The sequence below is a fragment of the uncultured Cellulomonas sp. genome (assembly GCF_963527515.1).
Lineage (GTDB): Bacteria > Actinomycetota > Actinomycetes > Actinomycetales > Cellulomonadaceae > Cellulomonas.
On record NZ_CAURTV010000087.1, the window covers coordinates 1 to 15,198 of the forward strand.

Genomic DNA, 15,198 nt, shown 5'->3' on the forward strand with positions numbered 1-15,198 from the left:
ACCCAGGCCAGCCGGGCGCCGATGCGCCGCGCGAGCCGCACGGCCGCGGAGAAGCCGCCGGAGACCCCGGCCAGGCGCTCGCCGACGAGCACGAGGGCGCCGGCGGTGCCGAGCAGCTCGGCGGCTTCGGACAGCGCCGGGTCGGTGCCGATGCCGTCGAGGACCTCCGCCTCGGTGCCGGGCGCGGCGGGCAGCAGGGTGCCGGAGAGCCGCTCCAGACCGCGGCTGGCCAGGGCGGCGACCGACAGGACGCGCAGCGAGCGGGACACGACCGAGTCGCGCAGCCGCAGGAACGCGATGCCCGCCTCCTCCTCGGCCTCGAGCCCGACGAGCAGCACGGCGGGTGCGCGGTCCAGGTCGGCGAACCTGACGTCGAGGGTGCGGCCGGCGACGTGGTGCGCGAGGAAGGTCTCCTCCTCCGCCGAGTGCGGGCGCGCGCGACCGTCGACGTCGTTGGTGCCGAGCGCCACGCGGGCGAACTTGCCGTACGCGTACGCGTCCTCGAGCGTGAGGCGACCGCCCGGCAGCACGGCGACGCCGACCGCGGTGTCGCGCGGGTCGTCCGGCTGCTGGGCCGCGCGCAGGCCGGCGGCGGCCACGTCGAGCGCCTCCACCCAGCTGGCGGGCTCGAGCTCGCCGTCGGCGTTGCGGACCAGCGGCGTGGTGATGCGGTCCGGTGCGGACTGCCACGTGAACGCGAAGCGGTCCTTGTCGGTGATCCACTCCTGGTTCACCGTCGGGTCCTCGCCCGCGAGCCGGCGCAGCACGACGCCGCGGCGGTGGTCGATGCGGATGGCCGAGCCCTGCGAGTCGTGCTCGGCGATGCCGGGCGTGGAGACCAGGTCGAACGGGCGCGACCGGAACCGGTACGCGGCGCTGGTCAGCGCGCCGACCGGGCAGATCTGCACCGTGTTGCCCGAGAAGTACGAGGCGAACGGCCGGCCGGAGGTGTCCTCGGCGGACGCCCCCAGCGGGGCCTCGCCGGCGAACCCGAGCACGCCCGTGTCGAAGGTGCCGATCTGCTGGTTGGCGCCGCGCTTCTGCAGGTCGATGAACACGTCACCGGCGATCTCCTCGGAGAACCGCGTGCAGCGCTGGCACAGGATGCAGCGCTCGCGGTCCAGCAGGATCTGCGTCGACAGGGCGATCGGCTTGGGGAACGTGCGCTTGACGTCCACGAACCGGGTGCTCGCGCGGCCGTTGCTCATCGCCTGGTTCTGCAGGGGGCACTCGCCGCCCTTGTCGCACACCGGGCAGTCCAGCGGGTGGTTGATGAGCAGCAGCTCCATGACCCCGTGCTGGGCCTTGTCGGCCTCCGGGGACGTGTGCTGCGTCTTGACCTGCATGCCCGGGGTCGCCTCGAGCGTGCAGCTGGCCTGGGGCTTGGGCATCTTGGCCAGGGCGCCGTCGCGACCCGGGGCCCACACCTCGACCATGCACTGGCGGCAGGCGCCGGCCGGGGCCAGCAGGGGGTGGTCGCAGAAGCGCGGGATCTGGATGCCCAGCTGCTCGGCTGCCCGGATCACCAGCGTGCCCTTGGGCACCACCGTCTCGATGCCGTCCACCGTGAACGTCACCGTCTCGGTGACCTCCGCGGCAGGCTGCACGGGCGCGGCCGGGACCAGCGAGGTCGTCGGCCCGGAGGACAGGATCGTCATGCGTGCACCCCTGCGAGCACTCGGTGGGCCGACTTCGGCGTGTAGGAGAACAGCGAGCTGTGCTCCGGCGGGAACAGCACGTCCGCGGGCGTGTGCGTCCCTGCCACGAACTCTTCGCGGAAGTACTGCACGGCCGAGGTGATGGGGCTGGTGGCCCCGTCGCCCAGCGCGCAGAACGCCTTGCCCAGGATGTTGTCGCACAGGTCCAGCAGCAGGTCGATGTCCGCCAGGGTGCCCTGGCCGGCCTCGAGGCGCTGCATCACCTGCGTCAGCCAGTAGGTGCCCTCGCGGCACGGCGTGCACTTGCCGCACGACTCGTGCTTGTAGAACTCGGTCCACCGCGTCACCGCGCGCACCACCGACGTCGTCTCGTCGAAGATCTGCAGCGCGCGGGTGCCGAGCATCGAGCCCGCCGCACCCACCGACTCGTAGTCCAGCGGCACGTCGAGGTGCTCCGCGGTGAAGATCGGCGTCGAGGAGCCCCCGGGCGTCCAGAACTTCAGCTCGTGGCCCTCCCGGACGCCGCCCGCCATCTCGAGCAGCTCACGCAGCGTGATGCCGAGCGGGGCCTCGTACTGGCCCGGCCGCGCCACGTGCCCCGACAGCGAGAACAGCCCGTGGCCCGTGGACTTCTCGGTGCCCATGGACCGGAACCAGTCCGAGCCGCCGGCGACGATGCCGGGCACCGACGCGATCGACTCGACGTTGTTGACCACGGTCGGGCGCGCGTACAGACCCGCGACCGCGGGGAACGGCGGCTTGAGGCGGGGCTGGCCGCGCAGGCCCTCGAGGGAGTCGAGCAGCGCCGTCTCCTCGCCGCAGATGTACGCGCCGGCGCCCGAGTGCAGCGTGATCTCCAGGTCGAAGCCCGAGCCGAGGATGTCCGTGCCCAGGTACCCCGCGGCGCGCGCCTCCTCGATGGCGAGCAGGAGGCGGCGGTACACGTGCAGCACCTCGCCGCGCACGTACAGGAACGCGTGGTGGCAGCCGATCGCGTAGCTGGTGATGATCATGCCCTCGATCAGGTGCTGCGGGCTGGCCATCATCAGCGGGATGTCCTTGCAGGTCCCCGGCTCCGACTCGTCGGCGTTGACCACGAGGTAGCGCGGTCCGCCGTCGGGCGCGGGCAGGAAGCCCCACTTCATGCCGGTGGGGAACCCGGCGCCGCCGCGTCCGCGCAGACCGGAGTCCTTGACCAGGGTGACCACGTCGGCGGCCGGCAGGCTCAGGGCGCGACGCAGGCCGCGGTAGCCGCCCGCGCCCTCGTAGGTGGAGAGCGCCCACGACCGGTCGGCGTCCCACGTGTCCGTCAGGACGGGGGTGAGGGTCGTCGTCATCACGACTCCTTCGCGTCGTCGGTGGACTGCTTCGTGCGCTCCGCCTCGGGCGAGACGTCGGCGGGCGTGGTGGCCGGCCGCTGGGCGCTGGACTGCTCGCCGCCGACCTTCGGCTCGGACGAGCCTGCGGTCGCGGCTGCGGGTGCCGACGAGGTCGCGTCGGGATACTCGGGTGCGGTCCATCCCTGCTCACGCGCCAGCGCCACACCGCGCAGCGTGGGCTCCCCCGCGCCGACGCCCTCGTCGGCCCGGCCGTCGCCGAAGCCGGCCAGCACGCGGGACATCTCCTTGAAGGAGCAGACGCTCGACGCCCCGCGCGTGGGGACCACGGCCTTGCCGGCCGCCAGGTCGTCCACCAGGGTGCGCGCGGTGTCCGGGGTCTGGTTGTCGAAGAACTCCCAGTTGACCATCACGACCGGTGCGTAGTCGCAGGCCGCGTTGCACTCCACGCGCTCGAGGGTGATGACGCCGTCGTCGGTGGTCTCGTCGTGGCCCACGCCGAGGTGGTCCGACAGGTCCTCCCAGATGGCGTCGCCGCCCATGATCGCGCAGAGCGTGTTGGTGCAGACCCCTACCGTGTACGTGCCGTTGGGGTGCCGCTTGTACTGCGTGTAGAAGGTGGCCACGGCGGACACCTCGGCCGTGGTCAGACCCAGGTGCGCGGCGCAGAACGCGATGCCCCGCGGGCTGACGTAGCCGTCCTCGGACTGCACCAGGTGCAGCATCGGCAGCAGGGCCGAGCGCGCCTGCGGGTACCGGGCGACGATCGCGTCCGAGTCCGCCGTCAGGCGCGCGTGCGTCTGCGCGTCGTAGCTGGTGTCGTGCCTCTGGCCGGCGACCCGGCCCGCTTCCACGCTCATCGGTCCACTCCTCCCAGCACCGGGTCGAGGGAGGCGACGGCGACGACGACGTCCGCCAGCTGCCCGCCCTCGCACATGATCGACGTGGCCTGCAGGTTGTTGAAGGACGGGTCCCGGAAGTGCGCGCGGTACGGCCGCGTCCCGCCGTCGGACACCAGGTGCACGCCGAGCTCGCCGCGCGGGTGCTCGACGGTCTGGAACACCTGACCGGCCGGCACGCGGAAGCCCTCGGTCACCAGCTTGAAGTGGTGGATCAGGGCCTCCATGGAGGTGCCCATGATCTCGCGGATGTGGTCCAGGGAGTTGCCCATGCCGTCCGACCCGATGGCCAGCTGCGCGGGCCACGCAATCTTCTTGTCCTCGACCATGACCGGTCCGGGGCCCATCCGCTGCAGGCGGTCGAGCGTCTGCTCGACGATCCGCATGGACTGGTAGCACTCCTCGACCCGCAGCACGAGACGCCCCCACGAATCCGCCGACTGCGCGACGGGGACCTCGAAGTCGTACGTCTCGTAGCCGCAGTACGGGTTCGCCTTGCGGACGTCGTACGGCAGGCCGGCCGAGCGGAGCACCGGGCCGGTGACGCCGAGCGCCATGCAGCCCGACAGGCTCAGGTAGCCGACGTCCTTGAGCCGCAGGTGCAGGATCGGGTTGGCGAGCATGAGGTCTTCGAGCTGCTTGAAGTAGCCGCGGACCGTCACGAGCGCCTCGCGCACGGTGTCGATCGCACCCGGCGGGATGTCCTGGGCGACGCCGCCCGGCCGGATGTACGCGTGGTTCATGCGCAGGCCCGAGATCAGCTCGAAGATCTTGAGGATCTCCTCGCGAGCGGTGAAGCCCACGGTCATGATCGTCGTGGCGCCCAGCTCGTTGCCGCCGGTGGCCAGGCAGACCAGGTGCGACGTGATCCGGTTGAGCTCCATCATCAGCACGCGGATGACCGTGGCGCGCTCGGGCACGTCGTCCGTGATGCCCAGCAGCTTCTCGACCGCCAAGCAGTACGCGGCCTCCTGGAACAGCGGCGCCACGTAGTCCATGCGCGTGCAGAAGGTCACGCCCTGGGTCCAGGTGCGGAACTCCATGTTCTTCTCGATGCCGGTGTGCAGGTAGCCGATGCCTGCGCGGGCCTCGGTCACCGTCTCGCCGTCGATCTCGAGCATGAGGCGGAGCACGCCGTGCGTCGACGGGTGCTGCGGACCCATGTTGACGACGATCCGCTCCTCGCCGAGGCGCGCGGCCTCCTCGGCGATGTCGGACCAGTCGCCGCCGGACGCCTCGAAGGAGGGGACGCCGTCGGTGTCGCCGTCCACCACGCGGGCGGTGGCTCGGGGGGTCTGAGTGGTCATCGGTACGACCTCCGCTGGTCCGGGGGCGGCACGGTCGCGCCCTTGTACTCGACCGGGATGCCCCCGAGGGGGTAGTCCTTGCGCTGCGGGTGGCCCGGCCAGTCGTCGGGCATCTCGATGCGGGCCAGGGCGGGGTGACCGTCGAAGATCATCCCGAAGAAGTCGAAGGTCTCGCGCTCGTGCCAGTCGTTGGCCGGGTAGACCGGGACGGTCGACGGCAGGTGCGGGTCCGCGTCGGGGACCGCCACCTCGAGCCGCAGCCGGCGCGAGTGGGTGACCGAGACGAGGTGGTAGACGGCGTGCAGCTCGCGGCCGGCGTCGTGCGGGTAGTGCACGCCGGAGACCCCGAGGCTGAGCTCGAACCGCAGGTCCTGGTCGTCCCGCAGCGCCCGCGCCACCTCGACCAGGTGCTCGCGCGCGACGTGCAGCGTGAGCTCCTCGCGGTCGACGACGACGGACTCGACCGCCGCGGTGAACGTGGTGCCGGACTCGTCGAGCACCTCGGCGAGGAGGTCGACGACCTCGTCGAACCAGCCGCCGTAGGGCCGCTCGCTCGGTCCGGGCAGCGCGATCGCGGTGACCAGCCCGCCGAAGCCGGAGGTGTCACCCGTGCCCGCGGCGCCGAACATGCCGCGCCGCACGTCGACGACGTCGATCAGCGGACGCCCGTCGGCGGGGATGTTCTGCCCGCCCGCCTCGAGCGCGGCCTCGCTGGTGGCCTGCGCCCCGGTGGTCGCCTCGCCGGGCTTGACGGCCTCGGCCGCGTCGGTCTTCTCGTCGCTCACCGCAGCAGCCCCGTCATGTGCGACGTCGGCGTCGCGGCCATCGCCGCGGCCTCGGCGGCCGCCGCCGCCTCCTTGCGGTTGGCGCCGAGCGGCTCGTTCTGGATCTGGTCGTGCAGCGCGAGGATCGCGTTGATGAGCATCTCGGGGCGCGGCGGGCAGCCGGGCAGGTAGATGTCGACCGGGACGATGTGGTCCACGCCCTGCACGATGGCGTAGTTGTTGAACATGCCGCCGGAGCTGGCGCAGACGCCCATCGAGAGCACCCACTTGGGCTCGGACATCTGGTCGTAGACCTGACGCACCACCGGGGCCATCTTCTGGCTGACGCGTCCGGCGACGATCATGAGGTCCGCCTGGCGCGGCGACGCGCGGAACACCTCCATGCCGAACCGCGAGAGGTCGTAGCGGGGCGCGCCTGCGGCCATCATCTCGATGGCGCAGCAGGCCAGGCCGAACGTGACCGGCCAGAGCGAGCCCTTGCGGAAGTACCCGACCAGGTCCTCGACCGTCGTGAGCAGGAACCCCGAGGGTGCTTCTTCGATGCCCATCTCAACACTCCTTCGACATGGCGCTCAGTCCCACTCGAACCCGCCGCGCTTCCACTCGTAGACGAACGGGACCGTGATGAGCACGAGGAAGCCGATCATCGCGACCAGGCCGAACAGGGCCAGGTCCGCGAAGCTCACCGCCCACGGGTAGAGGAACACCACCTCGATGTCGAAGACGATGAACGTCATCGCGACGAGGTAGTACTTGATCGGGAAGCGGCCGCCGCCGATGGCGTGCGGGGTGGGCTCGATGCCGCACTCGTACGCCTCGAGCTTGGCGCGGTTGTACCGCTGCGGTCCGAGGATCACGCTCGCGCCGACGCCACCGAGGGCGAGCACGGCGGCGATGCCCATGAGGAAGAGCAGCGGGACGTACGGGTTGTTCATCGCGCGTCACTCCACTTCGTTGTGGTCGGGGGCCTCATGCGGCCGGGGCGATCCGCGCGAGCCCGGCGATCACCCGGTCCACCAGGTCACCGCCCTTCGGCTCGTAGCAGTCGGACAGGAGCTTGAGCACGAACTTCATCAGGAGCGGTCGCGGCAGACCGTAGCGCGTGCACACCCGCATGACCTCCGGGTGCTCGATCAGGCGGACGAAGACGCGGCCGAGCGTGTAGTAGCCGCCCAGGTCGTCCTTCATGCGGCTCTGGTAGGTGGCGAAGGCCCGCTCGCGCCCGGCGGCGGTGCCCCGCGCCAGGCCCTGCGCGATGGCGTCCGCGGCCACGCGGCCCGCCTGCAGCCCGTACGCGATCCCCTCGCCGTTGAACGGGCTGATCATCCCCGCGGAGTCGCCCGCCAGCATGAGGCCGTTCCCGTACAGCGGGCCGCGGTTGAACCCCATCGGCAGCGCCGCACCCTTGACCGGGCCCACCTGGTTGTCGGGCGTGAACTCCCACTCGGCGGGCACGTGCCGCATCCAGGTGGCGAACAGCTTCTTGTAGTCGACCTTGGTGGGCGCCGCCGTGGAGGCCACCGAGCCGAGCCCCACGTTCGCGGTCCCGTCCCCGAGGGAGAAGATCCAGCCGTAGCCGGGCATGAGGTTGCCGTCGTCGTCGCGGAGCTCGAGGTGGCTCTCCATCCACGGGTCGTCGTGCCGCGGCGTCTGGAAGTACGTGCGGACCGCGACGCCCATGGGGCGGTTCATGCGCTTCTCGAGGCCCATCCCCGTGGCCAGCCGGGCGGACACGCCGTCGGCGGCGATGACGACCGGCGCGCGGTACGTGACGGTCTCGCCGTCCACCTTCGCCTGCACGCCCACCACGCGGCCCGAGCGCTCGTCGCGCACCGACCCCGTGACGGTGGTGCGCTCCTGCAGCTTGGCGCCGGCGGTCCGGGCGTGGTCCGCCAGGGTGTGGTCGAGGGACAGCCGGGACTTGGCCAGGCCGTACGAGGGGTAGCTGGACAGCTCCGGCCACTCGAGCTCGAGGCGGTGACCGCCGCCGATCACGCGCAGGCCGACGTTGCGGATCCAGCCGTCCTGCTCGCGCACGGGCAGGCCCATGCGCACCAGCTCGGCGACCGCGCGCGGGGTCAGGCCGTCGCCGCACACCTTGTCGCGCGGGAACTCGGACTTCTCCAGGAGGAGGACGTCGAGGCCCGCGGAGGCACAGTGGAACGCGGCGGCGGACCCTGCTGGGCCCGCGCCGACGACGACGACGTCCGCGTCATCGTGCGCTGCATCCACCACTCGTTACCCCACTTGTGACGACGTTCACGTACTGCTCCGGCGAGTGTAACCAGCGCCTCAGGCACTGTCTGCGAAGGCTTTCCTTACCTCGTCGCAGGGGGCGTGCAGGACGTCCGGCACGCGCCGGGACGGTCCGGTGGAACCGGCGAAGAGGGCCGGCGCGTCGAGGCGGACGCCGCCATTGTTCACCCGCGCTGCCTGCACGGACAGTCGACGACGCAGCGACCGGACGGGCTCAGTCGGGGTCGCGGCGCGAGCGTCGCCGAGCGGCCAGGAGCAGGAGCCCGGCCGCGAGGGCGCCGACTGCCGCGACGAGCCCGTGGCCGACGTCCGCACCGGTGTGCGCCAGCCCGCCTGCGGTCGTCGTCGGCGCGGCGCCGGGACGCGCTGCCGGGGTCCCGGGTGCACGACCCACGGCCGACTGCACCAGGGAGACCGAGTCGAGCACGGTGGCGACGCCGGACTGGCTCGTCGACCCTGAGGACGCCGCGAACGTCAGCGCGAGAGCGACCCGCGCGATCGACCCCGGCGCCAGGTCCGGACCGCGCCAGGTGCTGCCGCCCGCCGACGGCGTGCCGTCGATGGTGAGGGAGAGGTCGCCCGCGAACGTGCCGGGTCGTGCGCCGAGGTCGTCCGCCACCTCGAGCTCCACCCGTGCCGGGTCGCCCGAGCTGTTGCGGACCCACAGCACGGACGTGAGCACGTCGCCGGGGACGAGCACGGCGGGAGTCGTGAACAGCTTCTCCGGGAGCGACGCCGACCAGGTGACGCCGTCCACCGAGAGCTCGAGCGTCTCCGCGGCGTGCGCCGCGCCGGCGGGCACCACCGTCGACAGCCCGGCGAGCACGCCCACGGCCAGCAGCGCGCCGAGCCGCCTGCGCCTCACGGCGACCGCCTGCTCAGCACGAAGATCCCGACGACGAGCCCGGTGACCAGGACCGCGGCCAGGACGGCTCCCGGAGCGACCCGGCTGGCGGGCACGTCGGGCTCGACCGGGTCGCTGGTCACCCCCGGCTCGGCTGCGGTGACGTCGTCCGCGACGGCCTCCTCGGGTCGGCGTCGCCGGAGCCGGTCGCGCACCCCGGAGCCGACGAGCAGGAGGCCGTAGCCGATCAGTGCGGCGGCGACCGCCTTGAGCAGCCAGCCCGGCCGGTTCATCCCGACCCAGGTGTTCAGGTAGCCGAGGTACGGCACGTGGTACGCGACGACGCCGCGGATCTGCACGGCGCGCACCGGCTCGTCGTCGACGTCGTTGGCATCACCGCGCGTGACGAACACGCGCTCGCCCGCGGAGCCGAACCCGACCCCGACGACGCGGTGCGTGACGACCTCGGGCTCGTTCGAGCGCAGCTGGTAGGTCACGACGTCGCCGACGTCGATGGTGTCCGGGTCCGCGGGCCGCGTGACGACGAGGGCGCCCGGGGGCATCGACGGCTCCATGCTGCCCGTCAGCACGGTGAACGGCGTCGCACCGATGGCCAGCGGCACCACGATCATCGCGAGCGCGACCAGGACGAGCGCGACCAGCGCGAACGACGAGACGGCCGACCCGACGAGCTCGAGGGGGCGGGGTCCGCGTGGCTCCGGCGGCGTGGGGGCGTCCATCAGCAGTGCATGTCGACGACGCCGAGGATGCTCTCGCCGTGCGCGGACTCCGCCGTCGAGGCCGGGGACAGGAGGGTCCCCGTGGGGTACACGGCGATGGCCTGGACCGTGATGGTCTGCTCGCGCGTGCGGTCCGCGACGCTGGAGCCGAGCTGGGTGGAGTTGACGCTGTAGGACAGCGCCGTCGTCTCCGTGGTCGCGGACGGGAACCAGTTCGAGGTGCCGGCGTCGTTGAGGAACTGCACCCGGTAGCGCACGGACGTCGCACCGACGGGCACCGGCACCGCGTTCCACCGGACGACCACCGGGTCGGGCTGGAAGTTGATGCCCGGCGAGCACGTGGCGCCGATGCCGCCGGGAGCTGCCAGGACGGGCGCCGCCCCCGCGGCGGTGGCCGTCGTCGTGGCCGACCAGTACGCCCAGGCGGAGCCGGACCCGAGGAGCAGGAGCGCGAGGGCGGTGACGACGACGACGAGGGTGCGCGGGCGTGCACGGCGAGAGCCGGTCATCGGTCACTCCTTCCTCGTCGTACCCGTCGGGACAGTGCTCAGCTGGTCGACCGGCTCTCGCCGGTCACCGGCACCGACACGGTGAGCGGCTGGCCGCTCGTCAGAGCCGTGGCCGCCGTGAACTCGACGCAGTGCTGCGCCGCCGCCGTGCCCGCCTGGACCGTGGTCTGCGACCAGGGCAGCGTCAGGGCCATGCCCAGGCAGGAGGACGTGGGGAACACCCGGACGGTCCCGCCGACGCCGGTCGGCACGCCGATCGAGTAGACCCACCGCCCGTGCCCGGTGCGTGTGACCTCCAGGACGCCGGTCTTCTTGGCACCCGGCTGGACCGCGGCCAGGTTCAGCGGGGTGGGCCACGTCGCGGTGACGGCGAACGAGCCCGACCGCACCGCCGCCCCCGCCCCGACCACCGCGCCCCGCGACCATGCGGCGTAGGCCGTGGTGCTCCCCAGGAAGAGGAGCACCACGGCCACGACGACGATCAGGCGGGCACGCATCGGTGGAGGCAGGTCAGACCTGGGTGAGCAGCAGGTTCGCTGCCGCGAGGTTGACGGTCTGGTTCATCGTGTCGGCGGCGTCCGAGCCGGCGGTCCCGATGGGCCAGGCGACCGTCGAGGTGACCCGCACGTCGAACACCAGGTCGGCCGTGGCGGCCGAGCCGGAGGCGACGGAGATCGTGCTCGTGCCGCTGCCCGTCACGCCGGTGGGCGTGCCGACGACGGTGATCGTCGTCGTGGTGCCCGCGGCGAGCTTGGCCACGAGGGTGGGGTCGCCGGTCACGGCCGGAGCGACGTCGAGGGCGCCGGTGAACGTGAGGTGGTCGCCACGCGCGGTGACCGTGAACACCTGGGTGCGGGTGACCGAGTCGCCCGGGACGATTCGCGTGGTCGTCGGGCTGTAGGCCGGCGTCGTCGCGGGGTTGGTCCAGGACCACACCGGGGCGCCCGTGGCGTCGGCCTTGGCGACGACCGCGAGCTTGCCGGACGTCACGCTCGTCCCCGCGCCCACGCCGGCGCTGACGCGCCAGGCTGCCATCGTGCCCGCGCCGCCCAGCAGCAGTGCCACTCCGACGCCTACCGCGATGGCGCCCTTCGTCGTCTTGCGCATGTCCGTGCCTTCCGTAGCCGATGCCGGCTGCACCACCGGCACGGCGATCTTCGAGACCTGGACGCGCGTCCATAAGTGTTTCCGCAGGTCATCACCCCCTAACGCGTGTCACACGGGGGCTTCCACCTTGGACGCATCGGGAGCGGTGACGACGAACCGGGCAATTCGCGTGGGACCGCTCCCACTGTGATGCCCGCAGTCCGGCTAGGCCGAACGGGTGGCGCGGTGCAGCGCGACGATCCCGCCCGAGAGGTTCCGGTAGGCCACCTGGGACCAGCCGGCGCGCTTGACCAGCCGGCCCAGCGCGTCCTGGTCCGGCCACTCACGGATCGACTCCGCCAGGTACACGTACGCCTCCGGCTCCTTGGAGACGGCGCGGGCGACGGGCGGCAGCGCCCGCATGAGGTAGTTCTGGTAGACCACGCGGAAGGGCGTGAACGTGGGCCGCGAGAACTCGCAGACCACCAGTCGGCCGCCGGGCCGCGTCACGCGCAGGAGCTCACCGAGCGCGGCCGGCACGTCCTTGACGTTGCGCAGGCCGAACGACATGGTCACGGCGTCGAACGACTCGTCGGCGAACGGCAGGTGCAGCGCGTCGCCGGCCACGAAGGCCAGGTCCGGGCGGCGGCGCTTGCCCACCTCGAGCATCCCGACGGACAGGTCGCACGCCACGACGCGCACACCGGCGTCGGCCATCGGCTCGGACGACGTGCCCGTGCCGGCGGCCAGGTCGAGCACGGTCTCGCCGGGCAGGGCACCGACGGCCTTGAGGGTCGCCCTGCGCCAGGCACGGTCCTGCCCGAGCGAGATGACGTCGTTGGTCCGGTCGTACCGGTGGGCCACCGCGTCGAACATGGCGGCGACGTCCAGAGGGTCCTTGTCGAGGGAGGCGCGGGACATGTGTCCATCGTCGCAGGTCCGACGGGTCCCTACGACAGGGCCGACCGGCCGGCGAGGCATACGCTGGAGGCGATGAGCACGCAGACCTCCGCCCCCGCGGACGCCGTCCCCCAGCCGCTGGTCGTCCGCACGGTCCCCCTCGACGACCTGGGCGCACTCGGCACACCGGACCCGCACGACCTCCTCGACCTGCTGCCGACGGAGCGCCCGCTGGCGTGGGTGCGCCGTGGCGACGGCCTGGTGGCCTGGGGGGAGACGCTGCGGGTCGAGGTCGGCGGGGCGGGCCGGTTCGCCGACGCCGAGCGGGCGTGGCAGGACGTGCTCACCCGCGCGATCGTGCGCGACGAGGTCCAGCTGCCCGGCACCGGCCCGGTGGCCTTCGGCTCGTTCGCGTTCGACGACGACTCCCCCGCGGGTGGCGTCGTCGTGGTGCCGCGCGTGGTCGTCGGGCGGCGCGGCGGGCGCACCTGGCTGACCACGATCACCACCGGTGCCCGGCTGCGTCCCGCACCTCGGCTCGCCGACGTCCTCGGGCCGCGCGTGCCGCCGCTCGACCCCGGCGAGGTGGTCTACACCGACGGCGCGGTGAGCGCGGACCGGTGGCGCGAGGTGGTCGCGAGCGGCATCGCCGCGATCCGGTCCGGCGACGTCGACAAGGTGGTGCTGGCGCGGGACGTGCACGCGCGCGCCGAGCACCCCGTCGACGTGCGGTGGGCCCTCGGGCGGCTGGCAGGGGAGTACCCGTCGTGCTGGACGTTCAGCGTGGACGGGATGGTGGGCGCGACGCCCGAGCTGCTGGTGAGGTCCGAGAAGGGCCTGGTGACCTCGCGCGTGCTCGCCGGCACCATCCGGCGCACCGGCGACGACGCCGCCGACCTGGCCCGCGCCGCGATCCTCGCGCACTCGTCCAAGGACCTGGAGGAGCACGAGTACGCCGTGACCTCCGTCGCGCACGCGCTCGAGCCGTTCTGCTCGTCGACCAACGTCCCCGACGTGCCCTTCGTGCTCCACCTGCCCAACGTCCTGCACCTGGCCTCCGACGTGACCGGCGTGCTGACCGCACCGAGCGGCGACGCGGCGCACCCGTCGTCCCTCGCGCTCGCCGCGGCGCTGCACCCGACCGCCGCGGTGTGCGGGACGCCGACCGTCGCGGCTCGTGAGCTCATCCGCAGCATCGAGGGCATGGACCGCGCCCGCTACGCCGGACCGGTCGGGTGGTTCGGCGCCGACGGTGACGGCGAGTGGGGCATCGCCCTGCGCTCCGCGGCGATCGACCCGGACGACCCGCGGCGCGTCCGGCTGTTCGCCGGCTGCGGCGTGGTCGCCGCGTCCGACCCGCCCGCCGAGCTGGCGGAGTCCGAGGCGAAGCTGGTCCCCATGCGGTACGCGCTCGGCCGGGACGCCAGCACCAGCTGACGTCCCGGCCGAGGGGTCCGCGGCCGGGATCGTCGGGGGGACGACGACCAGGCGGCCGCGAAGATCGGGGAGCGGCGGTCAGCCGCCCTGGCCCTGCTGCTGCTGGAACCACTCCCACAGCTCGTCCGGGGTCATGTCCTCCGGGTTGCCGGAGCCGTTGCCCGAGCCGTCGCCCGAGCCGCCCTGCTGGTCCTCCTGCTGGGGCGCCGGAGCGGCCGTCTCCGGGCGGACCGCGAGGGTCACGTCGACCTCGATCGCCTCCCCGTCGCGCACGACCGTCAGCGTGACGTCCGTGCCGGAGGGCAGCGCCCGCACGTAGGCCGTGAGCGACTCGGCCCCGCCCACCGCGTCACCGTCGATCGCGACGATCGTGTCGTCCGCCTGCAGCTGGGCCTGCGCGGCCGGCGAGCCCTCCGTGATCTCTTCGACGACCGCACCGCGGCGGGTCACCCCGTCGGCCGTGGCCGTGCCGTCCGAGAGGGACACCCCGAGGAACGCGTGCTCCGCGGTGCCGTCCTCGATGAGCTGCGCGGCGATGTTCTTGACCAGGTCGACCGGGATGGCGAAGCCGAGGCCGATCGAGCCGGACTCGCTGGACAGCGTCGCGATCGAGGAGTTGATGCCGATGACGCGGCCTGCGGCGTCGAACAGCGGGCCGCCGGAGTTGCCGGGGTTGACCGCCGCGTCGATCTGGATGGCGTTGGTGATGGTGGCCTCACTGGTGTTGTCCCCGGAGGTGGACACCGGGCGGTCGACCGCGGAGACGATGCCCGTGGTGACCGTGCTGGCCAGGCCGAGCGGGTTGCCCACGGCCATCACCGGCTGACCGACGACCACCTCGGAGGAGTCGCCCAGGGCAGCCGCCTCGAGGTCGTCCGGGGCGTCCTCGAGCTGGATCACCGCGAGGTCGGTAGTGGCGTCGGTCCCCACGATCGTGGCGTCGAAGATCCGGCCGTCGGTGAGCGTGACCTGCACGTCCCCGTCCGCGCCGGCGACGACGTGGTTGTTGGTGACGATGTGGCCCGAGTCGTCGATGATCACGCCCGAGCCCTGGGAGCCCTGGCCCACCTGGATGGCGACGACCGACTGCTGGACGGCGCCGGCGACGGCCTCCCAGTCCGGGTCCTCCGACGTCGAGCCGGCCACCGGGACGGAGTCGTTCGAGGGCTGCCCGATCGCGGCCAGCGACGCCGGGCGGGTGCCGGCGGCCTCGTCGTCGGAGAGCGCCTGCGTCACGCCGACCGTCGCGATCGCAGCGACGATCGCGGCGGCAGCCGCCGCCGAGGTGATCGGCAGCCACATGCGGCGTCGACGCTCGGGGACGTGCGGTCCGGCAGGGTCGGGGAGCGAGCTCGGGTGCGGGCCGCCGGGGTCCTGCGTTGCGGCGCGCGGCGCGGCCTCCCACTGCGCCCGGCGGACCGCCTCGGCCGGGTCCACCGG

General features: G+C 72.9%; 16 protein-coding genes. 1 reads left to right on the forward strand and 15 read right to left on the reverse strand.

The window, feature by feature from the left end; genetic code table 11:
* The 14 genes from RYN42_RS15900 to RYN42_RS15965 all read right to left on the reverse strand — a co-directional run.
* The coding region (locus RYN42_RS15900) for an NADH-quinone oxidoreductase subunit G (protein ID WP_315097776.1) at nt 1–1,658 on the reverse strand (1,658 nt) is incomplete at its 3' end.
* On the reverse strand, nt 1,655–2,995 hold the full coding sequence (gene nuoF, locus RYN42_RS15905; protein WP_315097778.1) for an NADH-quinone oxidoreductase subunit NuoF: 1,341 nt from the start codon (nt 2,993–2,995) through the stop codon (nt 1,655–1,657). The genes RYN42_RS15900 and nuoF, both read right to left, overlap by 4 nt.
* Entirely contained in the window at nt 2,995–3,855 is an 861-nt protein-coding gene (gene nuoE / locus RYN42_RS15910) for an NADH-quinone oxidoreductase subunit NuoE (protein ID WP_315097780.1), read from the reverse strand. The genes nuoF and nuoE overlap by 1 nt, the downstream gene beginning before the upstream one ends.
* Nucleotides 3,852–5,201 carry an NADH-quinone oxidoreductase subunit D gene (locus tag RYN42_RS15915; RefSeq protein ID WP_315097782.1) on the reverse strand — a complete coding sequence of 450 codons (1,350 nt, stop codon included), beginning with the start codon at nt 5,199–5,201 and terminating at the stop codon, nt 3,852–3,854. Before RYN42_RS15915 ends, nuoE begins: the two co-directional genes overlap by 4 nt.
* Entirely contained in the window at nt 5,198–5,986 is a 789-nt protein-coding gene (locus RYN42_RS15920) for an NADH-quinone oxidoreductase subunit C (protein WP_315097784.1), read from the reverse strand. Before RYN42_RS15920 ends, RYN42_RS15915 begins: the two co-directional genes overlap by 4 nt.
* Nucleotides 5,983–6,534 (reverse strand): NADH-quinone oxidoreductase subunit B family protein, encoded by a 552-nt coding sequence (locus tag RYN42_RS15925; RefSeq protein WP_315097786.1) that lies wholly within the window; start codon nt 6,532–6,534, stop codon nt 5,983–5,985. Before RYN42_RS15925 ends, RYN42_RS15920 begins: the two co-directional genes overlap by 4 nt.
* Before the next feature lie 24 nt (nt 6,535–6,558).
* On the reverse strand, nt 6,559–6,921 hold the full coding sequence (locus tag RYN42_RS15930; protein WP_315097787.1) for an NADH-quinone oxidoreductase subunit A: 363 nt from the start codon (nt 6,919–6,921) through the stop codon (nt 6,559–6,561).
* Nucleotides 6,922–6,955: 34 nt separating this feature from the next.
* Nucleotides 6,956–8,218: a geranylgeranyl reductase family protein gene (locus tag RYN42_RS15935; RefSeq protein ID WP_315097789.1), complete on the reverse strand. Its 1,263-nt coding sequence runs from the start codon at nt 8,216–8,218 to the stop codon at nt 6,956–6,958.
* Between the two features lie 238 nt (nt 8,219–8,456).
* A complete protein-coding gene (locus RYN42_RS15940; RefSeq protein WP_315097791.1) occupies nt 8,457–9,107 on the reverse strand; it encodes a hypothetical protein in 651 nt (216 codons plus the stop codon).
* On the reverse strand, nt 9,104–9,826 hold the full coding sequence (locus RYN42_RS15945; protein ID WP_315097793.1) for a signal peptidase I: 723 nt from the start codon (nt 9,824–9,826) through the stop codon (nt 9,104–9,106). The genes RYN42_RS15940 and RYN42_RS15945 overlap by 4 nt, the downstream gene beginning before the upstream one ends.
* Nucleotides 9,826–10,335, reverse strand: a complete 510-nt coding sequence (locus RYN42_RS15950; RefSeq protein ID WP_315097794.1) for a hypothetical protein — start codon at nt 10,333–10,335, stop codon at nt 9,826–9,828. The genes RYN42_RS15945 and RYN42_RS15950 overlap by 1 nt, the downstream gene beginning before the upstream one ends.
* Before the next feature lie 38 nt (nt 10,336–10,373).
* The gene (locus tag RYN42_RS15955) at nt 10,374–10,832 is read right to left on the reverse strand and encodes a hypothetical protein (protein ID WP_315097795.1); all 459 of its coding nucleotides are present in this window, start codon (nt 10,830–10,832) and stop codon (nt 10,374–10,376) included.
* 13 nt (nt 10,833–10,845) lie between these two features.
* Nucleotides 10,846–11,442: an alternate-type signal peptide domain-containing protein gene (locus tag RYN42_RS15960; protein WP_315097796.1), complete on the reverse strand. Its 597-nt coding sequence runs from the start codon at nt 11,440–11,442 to the stop codon at nt 10,846–10,848.
* A 204-nt stretch (nt 11,443–11,646) separates the two neighbouring features.
* Entirely contained in the window at nt 11,647–12,342 is a 696-nt protein-coding gene (locus RYN42_RS15965; RefSeq protein WP_315097797.1) for a demethylmenaquinone methyltransferase, read from the reverse strand.
* 72 nt (nt 12,343–12,414) lie between these two features.
* Between RYN42_RS15965 and RYN42_RS15970 the strand changes: the two genes are divergently transcribed.
* The gene (locus RYN42_RS15970) at nt 12,415–13,758 is read left to right on the forward strand and encodes an isochorismate synthase (RefSeq protein ID WP_315097798.1); all 1,344 of its coding nucleotides are present in this window, start codon (nt 12,415–12,417) and stop codon (nt 13,756–13,758) included.
* Between the two features lie 78 nt (nt 13,759–13,836).
* Here the strand turns inward: RYN42_RS15970 and RYN42_RS15975 are convergent.
* Nucleotides 13,837–15,198, reverse strand: a 1,362-nt coding sequence (locus RYN42_RS15975; protein ID WP_315097799.1) for a trypsin-like peptidase domain-containing protein, incomplete at its 5' end; no start/stop codon positions are given.